Consider the following 16892-nt stretch of genomic DNA (forward strand, 5'->3'; position numbering starts at 1 on the left):
CCGTTACAAACGAAACGCGTTTCGGGACGGGGTCGTGACACCTCTAAACTGACCCCCGTGACCGAGAACGCTCAGCAGCAGCCACCAGCGCCCAGCACCGACCTGCCGACCCAGTACGCGCCGGCCGACGTAGAGGGGCCGCTGTACGAGCGCTGGGTGGAGCGGGGCTACTTCGAGGCGGACGCCAAGAGCGAGAAGCCGCCGTACACCATCGTCATCCCGCCGCCGAACGTCACCGGGAGCCTGCACCTCGGGCACGCCTTCGAGCACACCCTCATCGACGCCCTGACCCGCCGTAAGCGGATGCAGGGCTTCGAGACGCTGTGGCAGCCCGGCATGGACCACGCCGGCATCGCCACGCAGAACGTCGTCGAGCGCGAGCTCGGCAAGGAGGGCAAGTCCCGGCACGACCTGGGCCGGGAGGCCTTCGTCGAGCGGGTCTGGCAGTGGAAGGGCGAGTCCGGCGGCCAGATCAGCGGCCAGATGCGGCGGTTGGGCGACGGCGTCGCCTGGTCGCGCGAGCGCTTCACGATGGACGAGGGCCTGTCCCAGGCCGTCCAGACCATCTTCAAGCGGCTCTACGACGACGAGCTGATCTACCGCGCCGAGCGCATCATCAACTGGTGCCCCCGGTGCCTGACGGCCATCTCGGACATCGAGGTCGAGTACCAGGACGACGACGGCGAGCTCGTCTCCATGACGTACGGCGACGGGGACGACACCATCGTCGTCGCCACCACCCGCGCCGAGACGATGCTCGGTGACACGGCCGTCGCCGTCCACCCCGAGGACGAGCGCTACCGGCACCTGGTCGGCAAGCAGATCAAGCTGCCGCTGACCGACCGCTCCATCCCGGTCGTCGCCGACGAGCACGTCGACCCCGAGTTCGGCACGGGCGCCGTCAAGGTCACCCCCGCGCACGACCCGAACGACTTCGAGATCGGCCAGCGCCACGACCTGCCGGCCATCACGATCATGGACGAGCACGCGGTCATCACCGCCCACGGCCCCTTCCAGGGCCTGGACCGGCTGGAGGCCCGCTCGGCGATCGTCGCCGCACTGCGCGCCGAGGGCCGGATCGTCGCCGAGAAGCGGCCCTACGTCCACTCCGTCGGCCACTGCTCGCGCTGCAAGACCACCATCGAGCCGCGCCTGTCCATGCAGTGGTGGGTCAAGGTCGGCCCGCTGGCCAAGGCGGCCGGTGACGCCGTCCGCGACGGCCGGGTCAAGATCCACCCGCAGGAGATGGAGAAGCGCTACTTCGACTGGGTCGACAACCTCCACGACTGGTGCATCTCGCGCCAGCTGTGGTGGGGCCACCGCATCCCGGTCTGGTACGGCCCGAACGGCGAGGTCGTCTGCGTCGGCCCCGACGACGAGGCCCCGACCGGCGAGGGCTGGCGTCAGGACACCGACGTCCTCGACACCTGGTTCTCCTCCGGCCTGTGGCCGTTCTCCACGCTCGGCTGGCCCGAGCAGACCGAGTCGCTCGCGAAGTTCTACCCCAACTCCGTCCTGGTCACCGGCTACGACATCCTCTTCTTCTGGGTCGCCCGGATGATGATGTTCGGCCTGTACGCGATGGACGGCACCCCGCCGTTCCACACCATCGCCCTGCACGGCATGGTCCGCGACCAGTTCGGCAAGAAGATGTCGAAGTCCTTCGGCAACGCGGTCAACCCGCTGGACTGGATGGACAAGTACGGCTCCGACGCCCTGCGCTTCACCCTCGCCCGCGGCGCCAACCCGGGCGTCGACGTGCCGATCGGCGAGGACTGGGTCCAGGGCTCGCGGAACTTCGCCAACAAGATCTGGAACGCGACGCGCTTCGCGCTGATGAACGGCGCGACGGTCGACGGCCCGCTGCCGGACGTGTCGAAGCTGTCGTCGACGGACCGCTGGATCCTGTCCCGGCTGAACTCGGTGGTCGCCGAGGTCGACGCGTACTACGACGACTACCAGTTCGCGAAGCTCTCCGACGCGCTGTTCCACTTCGCGTGGGACGAGGTCTTCGACTGGTACGTCGAGCTGTCCAAGACGACGTTCCAGGCGGGCGGCGAGGCGGCCGAGGTCAGCAAGCGTGTCCTGGGCGAGGTCCTCGACGTCACGCTGAAGCTGCTGCACCCGGTGGTCCCGTTCGTCACCGAGACGCTGTGGACGACGCTGACCGGCGGCGAGTCGGTCGTCATCGCCGACTGGCCGAAGGCTGTGTCGGTTCCTGGTGCCGACGCACCGGGCGGCTTCCGGGACGCCGACGCCGAGCGTGAGATCGAGTCCCTCCAGTCGGTCATCACCGAGGTCCGCCGCTTCCGCGCCGACCAGGGTCTCCAGCCCGGCCAGCGGGTCCCGGCCCGGCTCACCCTGGACGGCACGCCGTTCGCGCCGCACGAGGCCGCCGTCCGCCAGCTGCTGCGCCTCCAGCCGGAGGGCGAGTCCTTCACGGCGACGGCGACCCTCCCGGTCGCCGGTGCCGAGGTCGCGCTCGACCTGTCCGGCACGATCGACGTGGCGGCGGAGCGCAAGCGCCTGGCGAAGGACCTCGCCGCGGCCGAGAAGGAGAAGGCGCAGGCGAACGCCAAGCTCGGCAACGAGGCGTTCCTGGCGAAGGCCCCCGACCACGTCGTGGACAAGATCCGCACCCGCCTGGCCAAGGCGGAGGAGGACATCGCCCGCATCCAGTCCCAGCTGGAGCGCCTGCCCCAGGCGTAGTCCGTCCGTCCGTACGGTGCGAAGGCCCCCGGTGCTCGTCGGCGCCGGGGGCCTTCGTGCAGTTCAGGAGCGCGGGGCTGTATCGATGTGCGGCTCCGCCGCGTGGGCGCGGCAAGCCACGGCGAACGGGCACGCACCCGACGACGCAAGCCACCGCAAACGATGTCAGTCGGTCTCCGTAGACTGGGCCCCGTGAGCGAGCTCCCCCCGGACCACAGCGCCGACGACCAGCCCGACCCCCTCGACCCCTTCGACGAGATCATCGCGGAGGAGACCACCCGCGACCCCGACCTCGCCGTCATCGAGGCCGGCAGCCGCACCCTGCGCACCCAGGGCGGCCCGCCCGACGCCGACGTCCCCGCGCGGCCCGCCGACCCCGAGGTCGACAAGGCCCTGCGCGAGGTCGAGACGGAGCTCGCCACGCGCTGGGGCGAGACCAAGCTGGAGCCGTCCGTCGCCCGCATCGCCGCCCTGATGGACGTCCTGGGCGAGCCGCAGCGCTCGTACCCCTCCATCCACATCACGGGCACCAACGGCAAGACCTCCACCGCCCGCATGATCGAGGCCCTGCTCGGCGCCTTCGAGCTGCGCACCGGGCGCTACACCTCGCCCCACGTGCAGTCGATCACCGAGCGCATCAGCCTGGACGGCGCCCCGGTCGCCCCCGAGCGGTTCATCGAGACGTACCAGGACATCAAGCCGTACGTGGAGATGGTCGACGGGCAGCAGGAGTACCGGCTGTCGTTCTTCGAGGTGCTCACGGGCATGGCGTACGCGGCCTTCGCGGACGCCCCCGTGGACGTCGCCGTCGTCGAGGTCGGCATGGGCGGCTCCTGGGACGCCACGAACGTGATCGACGGGGACGTCGCCGTGGTGACGCCCATCAGCCTGGACCACACCGACCGGCTGGGCTCGACGCACGCCGAGATCGCCACGGAGAAGTCCGGGATCATCAAGCAGGACGCGACGGTCATCATGGCGCAGCAGCCGGTCGACGCCGCGCAGGTGCTGCTGAAGAAGGCCGTCGACGTGGACGCGACGGTGGCCCGGGAGGGCCTGGAGTTCGGCGTCGTCGACCGGCAGGTGGCCGTCGGCGGGCAGCTGGTGACGCTGCGCGGGCTGGGCGGCGAGTACCCGGAGGTCTACCTGCCGCTGCACGGGGCGCACCAGGCGCACAACGCGGCGGTGGCGCTGGCCGCGGTGGAGGCGTTCTTCGGGGTCGGCGCCCAGCGGCCCGAGCCGCTGGAGCTGGACACGGTCCGCAGGGCGTTCGCGGCCGTGGCCTCGCCGGGCCGGCTGGAGGTCGTGCGGCGCTCCCCGACGGTCGTGCTGGACGCCGCGCACAACCCGGCGGGCGCCCGGGCCGCGGCCGAGGCGATCGGGGAGGCGTTCCAGTTCAGCCGTCTCATCGGGGTCGTCGGCGCGAGCGGCGACAAGAACGTCCGGGGGCTGCTGGAGGCCTTCGAGCCGGTGTTCGCGGAGGTCGTCGTCACGCAGAACTCCAGCCACCGTGCGATGGACGCCGACGAGCTGGCGGGCATCGCCGTCGAGGTGTTCGGCGAGGAGCGTGTCCAGGTCGAGCCGCGGCTGCCGGACGCCCTGGAGGCCGCGATCACGCTGGCCGAGGAGGAGGGCGAGTTCGCCGGCGGCGGTGTGCTCGTCACCGGTTCCGTCATCACCGTCGGCGAGGCCCGACTGCTGCTGGGAAGGGGCTGAGATCCCGTGCGTACGCTCTGTTCCTCGACGCTGATCGGCGAGTTCTTCATCATCGGCTTCGCGGGCCTGGTCGCCATGAAGGACCCGGACCTGTCCATGACGACCGTGTGGACGGTCAGCGGTGTCGCGATGTTCCTGTGCCTGCTGCTGTGCGGCCTGGTGACGCGCCCCGGCGGGGTCGTCCTGGGCTGGGCGCTGCAGATCGCGCTCGTCGCGGCGGGCTTCGCGGTGCCGATGATGTTCTTCCTGGGCGTGGTCTTCGCGGCCCTGTGGTGGGCGTCGGTGCACTACGGCCGGAAGGTCGACGCGGCCAAGGCGAGATTCGCGGCCCAGGCGGCATCCTCCACGCCTGACGCTGCGTGACGGGCACGCCGACACGCCGGGTAACCTCGTCCCACCGCACCACCTTGATTGCATAAGGAGCCCGTCGTGAGCCAGCGCACCCTCGTCCTCCTCAAGCCCGACGCCGTCCGTCGCGGCCTGACCGGCGAGATCATCAGCCGCATCGAGCGCAAGGCGGGCTGGACGATCACCGCGCTGGAGCAGCGCACCCTGGACCAGGACACGCTGGAGCAGCACTACGGCGAGCACAAGGGCAAGCCCTTCTACGAGCCGCTGGTGGCGTTCATGTCCTCCGGCCCGGTCGTGGCGCTGATCGTCGAGGGCGAGCGGGTCATCGAGGGTGTGCGGCAGCTGGCCGGCCCGACCGACCCGATCGCCGCGGCGCCCGGTTCCATCCGCGGCGACTTCGGTGTGATCGTCCGGGAGAACCTGATCCACGCCTCCGACTCCGAGGAGTCCGCCGAGCGCGAGGTGAAGATCTTCTTCCCCGGCCGTTCGTAACGTCCGCACGGCACCGGCACATCCGGCGGGTCCGGGGGCGGAGGTCCCCGGGCTTTGCGGCATATGCGTGGCGATCGAGGGAACGAAGGGCCCCGAACGCCCGTCTCCACAAGCGGATGCGGTCGCCATCTGCTGACAATGGCCAGGACCCTCCCGCAGTGTTCGCGAAGGCGCGTCTACCATGGAAGCCTTCACGTCACAGCACCCACCTTTGCCGACCTGAAAAGCCCTCAAAAGCCCACAGGAAGGCCAGACGAATCTCGATGGGGAACTCAATGTCGTTCATCGGCCGTGACATGGCTGTCGACCTCGGGACCGCCAACACGCTGGTGTACGTCAGGGGTCGCGGGATCGTACTCAACGAGCCGTCCGTCGTCGCGATCAACACCAACACCGGTGGCATCCTCGCGGTCGGCGCCGAAGCGAAGAAGATGATCGGGCGCACGCCCGGCAACATCGTTGCCGTGCGTCCGCTGAAGGACGGCGTGATCGCCGACTTCGAGATCACCGAGCGGATGCTCCGCTACTTCATCCTGAAGATCCACAAGCGGCGCTATCTGGCTCGTCCGCGGGTCGTCGTCTGCGTGCCCTCGGGCATCACGGGCGTCGAGCGCCGTGCCGTCATCGAGGCGTCGTCCCAGGCCGGCGCCCGCCAGGTGCACATCATCGAGGAGCCCATGGCCGCGGCCATCGGCTCCGGCCTGCCGGTCCACGAGGCCACGGGCAACATGGTGGTCGACATCGGCGGCGGCACGACGGAGGTCGCGGTCATCTCCCTCGGCGGCATCGTCACCGCCCAGTCCATCCGCGTCGCGGGCGACGAGCTGGACAACGCGATCATCCAGCACATCAAGAAGGAGTACTCGCTCCTGCTGGGTGAGCGGACGGCCGAGCAGATCAAGATCACGATCGGTTCGGCGTACGACCTCGACACCGACGAGCACACCGAAATCCGCGGCCGGGACCTGGTGTCCGGGCTGCCGAAGACCGTCGTCATCTCCGCCGCGGAGGTCCGCAAGGCGATCGAGGAGCCGGTCAACGCGATCGTCGACGCCGTCAAGACGACCCTCGACAAGTGCCCGCCGGAGCTGTCCGGCGACATCATGGACCGAGGAATCGTTCTGACCGGCGGTGGGGCGCTGCTGCGGGGCCTGGACGAGCGGCTGCGCCGGGAGACCGGCATGCCGATCCACATCGCCGAGGACCCCCTGGACAGCGTGGCGCTCGGGTCCGGGAAGTGCGTCGAGGAGTTCGAGGCACTCCAGCAGGTGCTGGACGCCCAGCCGCGCAGATGACATAACTCTTCGATTCCGCCGTACGGGACGATCTCCTCTCGTACGGCGGATCGTTGATATAGAGGCATAAGCTCCCGCAAAAGCAGCCCCTCGGTATTCCCTGGGGCTTCCCGAATTCCTACGAGGAAGGCACGGCCGCCGCACGTGAGGGACACACGAGAGAGCCGGCTGCTCCTGGTGCTGCTGATCGCCATCGCGTTCGCGTTGATCACGGTGGACATCCGCGGCGGGGAGGATTCGCCCGTCGACGGTGCCCGTCAGGGTGCGGCGACGGTCTTCGGCCCGATCGAGAGCGGCGTCTCGGCCGCGGTCGACCCGGTCGGCAACGCGGTCTCCGCCATCCGTGACTCCGGGGAGCGGCACGACCGCCTCGCTCTGCTGGAGCAGGAGAACGCGGCCCTGAAGGCCCGCCTCGGCAGCGACGACCGCAGCCGCAGCCGGCTCAAGCAGCTCGACAAGATGCTGAAGGTCGCCGGCCAGGGCCAGTACGGCATCAAGGGCGCCGAGGTCATCGCCATCGGTGCGGCGCAGGGCTTCTCCTGGACCATCACGATCGACGTCGGCGCCCAGGACGGCATCAAACGCGACATGACCGTCCTGAACGGCGACGGGCTCGTCGGCCGCGTCACCACCGTCGGCCCGCACACCGCCACCGTGCTGCTCGCCAACGACCCCGACTTCACCGTCGGCACCCGCATGGAGTCCGGCGACGAACTCGGCTTCGCCTCCGGCCAGGGCGACCGCCCGCTGCGCGTCGAGCTGCTCAACGGCAAGGCCGAGGTGAAGAAGGGGGACCGCCTGGTCACCTTCGGCTCGCAGGCCGACCGGCCGTTCGTGCCCGGCGTGCCCGTCGGCGTGGTCTCCCGCGTCGACCCCTCCGGCGGCGACCTGACCCGCACGCTCTACGTCACGCCGTACGCCGCCTTCAGCAAGCTCGACATCGTCGGTGTCGTCGTCCAGGCCCCGAAGAAGGACCCGCGCGACACGGTGCTCCCGCCCAAGCCCAAGCCCACCCCGAGGCCGACGGTGACGGTGACCGTGACGCCGTCCGCCGAGGCCCCCGTGGACGGCCAGAACCAGCAAGAGCAGTAGGAGCTCACATCCCATGCGCGTCAACCGGATCCTGCTCTCCTCCGCCCTGGTCGTCGTCGCCCTGGTGATCCAGGTCAGCGTCCTCGCCCGCCTGCACCTGCCGGGCGCGGTGCCGGACCTGCTGCTGCTCACCGTGCTGGGGCTGGCGCTGGTGTACGGGCACGTCGGCGGCGCCCTCATCGGCTTCGGCGCGGGACTGCTGGCCGACCTCGCCCCGCCCGCCGACCACGCGGCCGGGCGGTACGCCCTGGTGCTGTGCGTCATCGGCTACCTCGCGGGCCTGGTCAAGCCCGAGACCGGCCAGCTGAAGTCCGCGACCGGGCCCATGGTCGTGGTGGTGGCCGCCGCCGTCGGCTCCACCCTGCTGTACGCCGGGGTCGGCGCCCTCGTCGGGGACACCGCCGCCCGCCACGTGGGCCTGAGCGGGCTGCTGTTCACGGCCGCGCTGTACGACCTGCTGCTCGCCCCGTTCGTGGTGCCGGGCGTGATGGCGCTGGCCCGCAAGGTCGACAACGATCCGCTCGCCGAGTCCACCTCGGCGGCCGCCAAGGCCACCGACATCTCCTCCGGCTGGCTCGCCGGCGGCACCGGCCTGAAGATCGGCAGCCAGCGCAACGGCCTGCGGGTGAAGGCGGCCCGGGCACGGATGGCGCGCGCCGGGCGCATCAAGGGGGTCAAGCGCCTGTGAACCCGGGGGCACGCACGGAGAAGTTCACCCGAACGGGCCGGTCCGGTGGGAACGCCGGTTCAGGGACCGGGCGTTCATCACTCGACACCGCACACACGTGCGCCGGCGGACAGCCGGTCGCGCACCGCCGTACGCACACCGAGAGGGGGAGGCAGCCGCAGTGACCAACATCCCCGAGACCGGGCGGAACTCACGCGTCCAGATCCGGCTCGTCGTCATCCAGGTCCTCGTCCTCTCCCTCCTGCTCACCCTCGGCGGACGCCTGTGGTACCTCCAGATCCGTGAGGGCGCGGCCTACGCCAAGGAGGCCTCCGGCAACCACGTCCAGCAGGTCGTCCAGCCCGCCGTGCGCGGCTCCATCCTGGACGCCCGGGGCGTGGCCCTCGCCGACAACGAGACACGGCTGGTGGTCTCCGCGTCCCGCACGGACCTGCTGAAGATGAAGGACGACGGCAAGGAGGTCCTCACCAAGCTCGCGGGGGTCCTCGGCATGTCGCCCAAGGAGGTCCAGGCCAAGGTCCGGCTGTGCGACGCCGAGACGCCCCAGCCCTGCTGGAACGGCTCGCCCTACCAGCCCATCCCCATCACCGACGAGGCCACCGCCAAGCAGGCCCTGCAGATCCGCGAGCGCGCCGAGGACTTCCCCGGCATCAGCGCCGAGCCGCAGGCCGTGCGCCGCTACCCGGCCCCGGGCAAGGCCAACACCGCCCAGGTCCTCGGCTACCTCTCCCCGGTCACCGACGAGGAGATCACCAAGGCCCAGGACACCGACTCGCCGTACCTGCGCTCGGACCAGGTCGGCCGCTCGGGCCTGGAGCGCCAGTACGACAAGCAGCTGCGCGGCAAGGCCGGCGTCACACGCTACGAGGTCGACAACCTCGGCCGCGTCATCGGCCAGGCGGAAGCCGACCCCGCGCACCCGGGCGACAACCTCGTCACCAGCATCGACGCCCGCGTCCAGCGGATCGCGGAGTACGAGCTGAACGAGGCCATGAAGCAGGCCCGCAAGGAGCACGACCGCAACACGGGCACGAACTACAAGGCCGACTCCGGCGCCGTCGTCGTCATGGAGGCCAAGACCGGCCGCGTCGTCGCCATGGCCTCCAACCCGACCTACGACCCGAACGCCTGGGTGGGCGGCATCTCCGCCAAGGACTACGCCCGCCTCACCGGCAAGAGCTCCAACTACCCGCTGCTGAACCGCGCCATCCAGGGCCAGTCGGCGCCGGGCTCCATCTTCAAGGTCATCCCGACGGCCGCCGCGGTCAACGCCGGCTACTCCTTCAACGGCCCCTACAACTGCTCCAGCTCCTACTCCATCGGCGGCCAGGTCTTCAAGAACTTCGAGTCCCAGAATCACGGCCCCATCAGCCTCGGCCGCGCCCTGGAGGTGTCCTGCGACACCGTCTTCTACGCCCTCTCCCACGAGGAGTGGAAGCGCGACGGCGGCAACAAGCCGAAGAAGAAGGCCAACGACTGGTTCTACAAGACCGCCCACCAGTTCGGCCTCGGCAAGGAGACCGGCATCGACCTCCCCAACGAGGTCACCGGCCGCGTCCCCGACCGCCAGTGGAAGCTGAACTACTGGAAGGCCAACAAGGACGCCTGGTGCCGCACCGGCAAGCGCAACGGCAGCTACGCCGAGAAGATCGCCTACGAGAACTGCCTCGAAGGCAACCGCCTGCGCGCCGGTGACTCCGTCAACTACTCCATCGGACAGGGCGACACCCTCGTCACACCGATCCAGATGGCCACCATCTACGCGGCCATCTCCAACGGCGGCACGATGTACGACCCCTCCGTGGGCAAGGCGGTCATCAGCGCCGACGGCAGGACCGTGACGCCGATCAAGCCCCGGTCCCACGGCAAGCTCCCGATGACGCAGAAGACGCGCGACGAGATAGACGACGCCCTCGCGGGAGTCGCCACCCGCGGTACCGCCGCCTGGAGGTTCGGCGGCTGGCCGCAGGACAAGATCCCGATGCACGCCAAGACGGGTACGGCGGAGGTCTACGGCAAGCAGACGACCTCCTGGTTCGCCACGTACACCAAGGACTACTCGATCGTCATGACGATCTCCCAGGGTGGTACGGGCTCCGGCGCCTCCGGCCCCGCCGTGCGCAACATCTACAACGCGCTCTACGGCGTCTCCCCGGAAGGCGACATCGACACCAAGAAGGCCCTGCTGCCCACGCCGCAGAAGACCCTGCCCAAGATCAAGGTCGACGGCACCATCGCCTCGCCGAAGCTGCCCAAGGACCCGGCCAAGGACCAGCAGGCGAAGAAGCAGGACCCGAACGCCCCGGCCGATCCGCTCCAGCCCGCGACGTCGGCCCCGCCGTCGCCCGAGAACCGCGACACCCGCAGGCGCAGGCGCCGGCGGGGAAGCCGGAGGTTGCCCACATGACCGGCGGTGTGAACAGCTTCCAGGTCTCCGGCTACGGGCCCGAGCGCTCCGGCTGGACGCGGCTGCTCGCCCGCGACTCGGTGGCACGGCGCATCGACTGGCCGATCCTGCTCGCGGCGCTGGCCCTGTCGCTGCTCGGCACGCTCCTGGTCTACTCGGCCACCCGCAACCGCACCGAGCTCAACCAGGGCGACCCGTACTACTTCCTCGTCCGGCACCTGCTGAACACCGGCATCGGGCTCGCCCTGATGGTCGCCACGATCTGGCTCGGCCACCGCGGCCTGCGCACCGTCGTGCCCCTGCTGTACGGCGTCTCGGTGCTGCTGATCCTGCTCGTGCTCACCCCGCTCGGCTCGACGATCAACGGCGCCCACTCCTGGATCAAGCTGCCCGGCGGCTTCTCGTTGCAGCCCTCGGAGTTCGTGAAGGTCACGATCATCCTGGGCATGGCGATGCTGCTGGCGGCCCGGGTCGACGCGGGCGACAAGACCTACCCCGACCACCGCACCGTCGTGCAGGCGCTCGGCCTGGCCGCCGTGCCCATGGCGATCGTGATGCTCATGCCCGACCTCGGGTCGGTCATGGTCATGGTCATCATCGTGCTGGGCGTGCTGCTGGCCTCCGGGGCCTCCAACCGCTGGGTGTTCGGCCTGATCGGCACCGGCGCCCTCGGGGCGGTCACCGTCTGGCAGCTCGGCATCCTCGACGAGTACCAGATCAACCGCTTCGCCGCCTTCGCCAACCCCGAGCTCGACCCGGCCGGCGTCGGCTACAACACCAACCAGGCCCGCATCGCCATCGGCTCGGGCGGACTGACCGGCTCCGGCCTCTTCCACGGCTCGCAGACCACCGGGCAGTTCGTGCCCGAGCAGCAGACCGACTTCGTCTTCACGGTGGCGGGGGAGGAGCTCGGCTTCCTCGGCGGCGGCCTGATCATCCTGCTGCTCGGGATCGTCCTGTGGCGGGCCTGCGCGATCGCCCGGGACACCTCGGACCTGTACGGCACGATCGTCGCCGCCGGCATCATCGCCTGGTTCGCCTTCCAGACGTTCGAGAACGTCGGCATGACCCTGGGGATCATGCCCGTCACCGGCCTGCCCCTGCCCTTCGTGTCGTACGGCGGCTCGTCGATGTTCGCCGTGTGGATAGCGGTAGGACTGCTGCAGTCGATCAGAGTGCAGCGGCCGATGTCGGCCTGAGCGGGTACGGGGCGTCTCGCGGCGTCCCGTACCGCGTTCCGGCCCGGACGGTTAGATTCGCTCCATGGCGGACACCAAGCGCGAGATCGAGCGGAAGTACGAGGCTCCGGACGGGGGCCTGCCCGACCTGACCGGTGTCGGCGCGGTCGCCACCGTCGCCGACCGGGGGATCACCCACCTCGACGCCACCTACTACGACACCGCCGACGAACGCCTCGCGGCGTCGTCCGTCACCCTCCGCCGCCGCACCGGCGGCTCCGACGCGGGCTGGCACCTCAAGCTCCCGGTCGGCCCCGGCGTACGCGACGAGATCCGGGCCCCGCTGAGCGACACCCTCCCCGCGGAGCTCGCCGCCCTGGTCCGCTCCCGGGTCCGCGACGGGGAGCTGCTGCCGCTGGTGCGGCTGCGCTCGGACCGCGACGTGCGGCACCTGCTCGACGCCACCGGACAGCTGCTCGCCGAGGTCAGCACGGACGCGGTGCACGCCGAGCGGCTCACCGGCGCCGGGGGAGAGGTGCGCTGGACCGAGATCGAGGTGGAACTGGCCGACGGCGGCGACCCGGCCTTCCTCGACAAGGTCGACAAGCGGCTGCGCAAGGCGGGCGTACGGCCCTCGCGGTCGGCGTCGAAGCTGGCCCGGGCGCTGGCCGACACGGCACCGCCGCCACGCAGCCGCCCGTCCGCCCCCGCCGGCAGGCCCGAGACCGCCGGCGACCACGTCCTGGCCTACGCGCGGGAACAGCGCGACGCGATCGTCGGGCTCGACCCGGCCGTGCGGCAGGACACCGAGGACTCGGTGCACAAGATGCGCGTGGCCACCCGCCGGCTGCGCAGCACCTTCAAGACGTTCCGCACCGTCCTCGACCGGACCGCCACGGACCCCCTCGCCGACGAGCTGAAGTGGCTCGCCGGCGAACTGGGTGTGGACCGGGACCGCGAGGTCCTCACCGAGCGGCTCACGGACACCCTGGACGAGGTGCCCGCCGCCCTGGTCCGCGGCCCGGTGAAGGAGCGGATGCTCGCCTGGTCGAAGGCCGAGCACGGCGGCGCCAGGGGCCGCCTCGCCGGGGTGCTCGACTCGCGCCGCTACCTCACCCTGCTGGACACCCTCGACGCGCTGCTCGCCGACCCGCCCCTGCTCGACGCGGCCGCGAAGAAGCCCGGTAAGCCGGTCACCCGGGCGGTGACCAAGGATTTCCGCAAGGTCGCCGGGCTGGTCGGCCGGGCCCTGGAGCTGGAGCCGGGCACCGAGCGGGACGTCGCCCTGCACGAGGCCCGCAAGAAGGCCAAGCGCACCCGCTACGCGGCCGAGGCCGCCCGCCCGGTCCTGGGCAAGCCGGCCAAGAAGCTGGCCAAGTCCATGAAGACCCTGCAGAACCTGCTCGGCGAGCACCAGGACAGCGTGATGGCCCGGCAGACCCTGCGCGAGCTGTCGGCGGTCGCCCACGCCGCCGGCGAGAACACCTTCACCTACGGCCTGCTCCACGAGCGCGAGGAGCAGCGCGCCCTGCGCGCCGAGGCCGAACTGCCGGGCCTGTGGGAGCGGATCAAGGGCTCCGCGTCGGGCCTGTGATCCGGCGGGCGTACGGAGGTGCTCCGCGCTCGCGTTAGGCTGGATGGTCACCCCTGTCAGTACAGTCCAGCTCACGAAGGTGCGCGACATGCCTGCCGAAGTCGCTGCGTCGGTCTTCCCGCAGCTCGAAGCTCTGCTCCCGCACGTGCAGAAGCCGATCCAGTACGTCGGCGGAGAACTCAACTCCACGGTCAAGGACTGGGACGCCTGTGACGTCCGCTGGGCGTTGATGTACCCGGACGCCTACGAGGTCGGCCTGCCCAACCAGGGCGTCATGATCCTCTACGAGGTGCTGAACGAGCAGGAGGGCGTCCTCGCCGAGCGCACGTACAGCGTGTGGCCGGACCTGGAGGAGCTGATGCGCGAGCACCGCGTCCCCCAGTTCACGGTGGACAGCCACCGGCCGGTGAAGGCCTTCGACGTGTTCGGCCTGTCCTTCTCCACGGAGCTGGGCTACACGAACATGCTGGCGGCCCTGGACCTGGCGGGGATCCCGCTGGAGTCCCGCGACCGCACGGTCGACGACCCGATCGTCCTGGCCGGCGGCCACGCGGCGTTCAACCCGGAGCCCATCGCGGACTTCATCGACGCCGCGGTCATCGGCGACGGCGAGCAGGCCGTGCTCGACATGACGCGCATCATCCGCGAGTGGAAGGCGCAGGGCCGTCCGGGCGGCCGCGAGGAGGTCCTGCTCCGCCTGGCCAGGACCGGCGGCGTGTACATCCCGGCGTTCTACGACGTGGAGTACCTGCCCGACGGCCGTATCGCCCGGGTCGTGCCCAACAGGTCGGGCGTGCCGTGGCGGGTGTCCAAGCACACCGTCATGGACCTCGACGAGTGGCCCTACCCCAAGCAGCCGCTGGTGCCGCTGGCCGAGACGGTCCACGAGCGCATGTCCGTGGAGATCTTCCGCGGCTGCACCCGGGGCTGCCGCTTCTGCCAGGCCGGCATGATCACCCGCCCGGTCCGTGAGCGTTCCATCACGGGCATCGGCGACATGGTCGAGAAGGGACTGAAGGCCACCGGCTTCGAGGAGGTCGGCCTGCTGTCGCTGTCGTCGGCGGACCACAGCGAGATCGGCGACGTCGCCAAGGGCCTCGCCGACCGCTACGAGGACGACAAGATCGGCCTGTCGCTGCCGTCCACCCGCGTGGACGCGTTCAACATCGACCTGGCCAACGAGCTGACCCGCAACGGCCGCCGTTCGGGCCTGACCTTCGCCCCCGAGGGCGGCTCGGAGCGCATCCGCAAGGTCATCAACAAGATGGTCTCGGAGGAGGACCTGATCCGCACGGTCGCGACGGCCTACGGCAACGGCTGGCGCCAGGTGAAGCTGTACTTCATGTGCGGCCTGCCCACCGAGACCGACGAGGACGTCCTCCAGATCGCGGACATGGCGACGAAGGTCATCGCCAAGGGCCGCGAGGTCTCCCGCTCCAACGACATCCGCTGCACGGTCTCCATCGGCGGTTTCGTGCCCAAGCCGCACACGCCGTTCCAGTGGGCCCCGCAGCTGTCCGCGGAGGAGACCGACGCCCGTCTGCAGAAGCTGCGGGACAAGATCCGCGGCGACAAGAAGTACGGCCGTTCCATCGGCTTCCGCTACCACGACGGCAAGCCCGGCATCGTCGAGGGCCTGCTCTCCCGCGGCGACCGCCGCATCGGCGCGGTCATCCGCGCGGTGTACGACGACGGCGGCCGCTTCGACGGCTGGCGGGAGCACTTCTCCTACGACCGCTGGATGGCGTGCGCGGACAAGGCGCTGGAGCCGTTCGGCGTGGACGTCGACTGGTACACCACCCGCGAGCGCGGCTACGAGGAGGTCCTCCCCTGGGACCACCTCGACTCGGGCCTCGACAAGGACTGGCTGTGGGAGGACTGGCAGGACGCCCTCGACGAGACGGAGGTCGAGGACTGCCGCTGGACCCCGTGCTTCGACTGCGGGGTGTGCCCGCAGATGGACACCCACATCCAGATCGGCCCCACGGGCAAGAAGCTGCTGCCCCTGACGGTCAAGAACGCGGCGCCGGCTCCGAGCGGCCACGCGCACTGAGGCCCGAGGCCGGGAAACCGGGGCGGGCAGCGGCTGCCGGGATGCGGAGGACCGCGTCCCGGCGGATGGTGTTGGCATGAACCAGCACCATCAGCTCTCCTCCCGGACGATCGACATCGACACCCGCCTCGTGCGGGCCGGTGCCCTGCTCACCGCGGCCGGTGCCGTGGTGGCGAGCGTGGGCATGGCCCTCGGGGCCGTCGCGGTGTTCGCGGCGGGCCGGCGCATGATCCGCACCATGGACGTGCCGCCGTCCCAGCAGGCGGCCGCGAAGTGGCATCAGGCCAAGGAGGCGTCCCGGGCGGGCGTGCAGGCGTGGCACGACTCCGCGTCCCACGCCCACGACGGCTCGCTCGCGAACTGACCGGCGTTCGGCGTCGGGCATCCGGTGCCCGCTCCGGCCCCCGGGGCCGGTGCGGGTGGAGTGCTGCCCGCTGCCGCACGCCCCGGTGCGGGCGGACCTCCCGGGCGTCGCGCCGGCGGGAGGTGAGAGGGCCGTTTCGCGGGGGACCCGCTGAACAGGCCGGGTCGGTGACGCTCCCCCGGGGGATGGGCCCGGCCAAGGCTCCCCCGGTTCAGACTGTGTGCCGGGGGAGCCGTCAGGCCAGGCCGCCCTTCTCGCAGACCTGGCGGGCGACCTCGCGGAGCTTGACGTTCTTCTCCTGCGAGTAGCGGCGCAGCACGTCGAAGGCCTGCTCCTCGCTGAGGTGGTGGCTGCCCATGAGGATGCCCATGGCCTCGCCGATGGTGTGGCGGGTGGCCATCGCCTGTTCCATCTGCGCGTGGCTGCGGGCGCTGGAGAAGGCGACAGCCGCGTGGGAGGCCAGCAGCCAGCCCGCGGTCTCGCTGTCCTCGGAGAAGGACCCGGGCCGCTTCGCGTAGAAGTTGAGCGCGCCGAACTCCTCGTCCTCGGTGTACAGCAGGAAGCCCATCATGCTGCCCAGGCCCAGCTCACTGGCTCCTGCGGCGTAGGCGGGCCAGCGCGTCCGCTCGGTGGTGACGTCGGCGATGCGGAACACCCGGTCACCGGTGCCGGCGCGGGCCGCGTCGAAGCACGGCCCCTCGGCGAGGCGCTCCTGCAACCGGTCGCTCCGCACGACCAGGTCGTGGGTGGGGGCGAGTGACTCCACGCGTGTGCCGTGCAGGAGGAGGATCCCCGCCGCGTCGCAGCCCTCGACGAGTTCGGTGGCCGAGCCGGTGATGCGCCGGAGGGTGGTCTCGACCGAGTCCTGGGCGAGCAGGTCGCGCGCCATGGCGGCCATCTCCCGAGCGAACACGCGCCAGTCCACGGTCTCCTCCTCGTCACACCCCGGCTTG

The 16892-nt window shown here is 70.6% G+C and carries 13 protein-coding genes; 12 read left to right on the forward strand and 1 reads right to left on the reverse strand.

Features of this window, described 5'->3' with window-relative positions; all coding sequences use genetic code 11:
- Positions 1-57: 57 nt before the first annotated feature.
- The 12 genes from ACH4C6_RS22395 to ACH4C6_RS22450 all read left to right on the forward strand — a co-directional run bounded on the left by ACH4C6_RS22395 (position 58) and on the right by ACH4C6_RS22450 (position 15939).
- Positions 58-2709: a valine--tRNA ligase gene (locus ACH4C6_RS22395; RefSeq protein ID WP_398110352.1), complete on the forward strand. Its 2652-nt coding sequence runs from the start codon at positions 58-60 to the stop codon at positions 2707-2709.
- 192 nt (positions 2710-2901) lie between these two features.
- Positions 2902-4425 (forward strand): bifunctional folylpolyglutamate synthase/dihydrofolate synthase, encoded by a 1524-nt coding sequence (locus ACH4C6_RS22400; RefSeq protein ID WP_398110353.1) that lies wholly within the window; start codon positions 2902-2904, stop codon positions 4423-4425.
- A gap of 6 nt (positions 4426-4431) precedes the next feature.
- Positions 4432-4788 (forward strand): DUF4233 domain-containing protein, encoded by a 357-nt coding sequence (locus ACH4C6_RS22405; protein ID WP_398110354.1) that lies wholly within the window; start codon positions 4432-4434, stop codon positions 4786-4788.
- Positions 4789-4854: 66 nt separating this feature from the next.
- A complete protein-coding gene (gene ndk, locus ACH4C6_RS22410) occupies positions 4855-5268 on the forward strand; it encodes a nucleoside-diphosphate kinase (protein WP_398110355.1) in 414 nt (137 codons plus the stop codon).
- Positions 5269-5543: 275 nt separating this feature from the next.
- Entirely contained in the window at positions 5544-6563 is a 1020-nt protein-coding gene (locus ACH4C6_RS22415) for a rod shape-determining protein (RefSeq protein WP_006133575.1), read from the forward strand.
- A gap of 144 nt (positions 6564-6707) precedes the next feature.
- Entirely contained in the window at positions 6708-7655 is a 948-nt protein-coding gene (gene mreC, locus ACH4C6_RS22420) for a rod shape-determining protein MreC (protein WP_398110356.1), read from the forward strand.
- A 13-nt stretch (positions 7656-7668) separates the two neighbouring features.
- Positions 7669-8343, forward strand: coding sequence for a rod shape-determining protein MreD (gene mreD, locus ACH4C6_RS22425; RefSeq protein ID WP_398110357.1), 675 nt, complete (start codon positions 7669-7671; stop codon positions 8341-8343).
- Between the two features lie 160 nt (positions 8344-8503).
- Positions 8504-10750 (forward strand): penicillin-binding protein 2, encoded by a 2247-nt coding sequence (mrdA, locus tag ACH4C6_RS22430; RefSeq protein WP_398110358.1) that lies wholly within the window; start codon positions 8504-8506, stop codon positions 10748-10750.
- Positions 10747-11949 carry a rod shape-determining protein RodA gene (gene rodA / locus ACH4C6_RS22435; RefSeq protein WP_398110359.1) on the forward strand — a complete coding sequence of 401 codons (1203 nt, stop codon included), beginning with the start codon at positions 10747-10749 and terminating at the stop codon, positions 11947-11949. Before mrdA ends, rodA begins: the two co-directional genes overlap by 4 nt.
- 64 nt (positions 11950-12013) lie before the next feature.
- A complete protein-coding gene (locus ACH4C6_RS22440; protein ID WP_398110360.1) occupies positions 12014-13522 on the forward strand; it encodes a CHAD domain-containing protein in 1509 nt (502 codons plus the stop codon).
- Between the two features lie 88 nt (positions 13523-13610).
- Complete coding sequence (locus ACH4C6_RS22445) at positions 13611-15575, forward strand: TIGR03960 family B12-binding radical SAM protein (RefSeq protein ID WP_398110361.1); 1965 nt, start codon at positions 13611-13613, stop codon at positions 15573-15575.
- 76 nt (positions 15576-15651) lie between these two features.
- Entirely contained in the window at positions 15652-15939 is a 288-nt protein-coding gene (locus ACH4C6_RS22450; protein ID WP_398110362.1) for a hypothetical protein, read from the forward strand.
- A gap of 235 nt (positions 15940-16174) precedes the next feature.
- Here ACH4C6_RS22450 and ACH4C6_RS22455 read toward each other — a convergent pair whose 3' ends face one another.
- Positions 16175-16864: a GAF and ANTAR domain-containing protein gene (locus tag ACH4C6_RS22455; protein ID WP_398110363.1), complete on the reverse strand. Its 690-nt coding sequence runs from the start codon at positions 16862-16864 to the stop codon at positions 16175-16177.
- Between the last annotated feature and the right edge of the window lie 28 nt (positions 16865-16892).

The sequence above is a fragment of the Streptomyces sp. NPDC017943 genome, assembly GCF_044328425.1.
Lineage (GTDB): Bacteria > Actinomycetota > Actinomycetes > Streptomycetales > Streptomycetaceae > Streptomyces > Streptomyces djakartensis_A.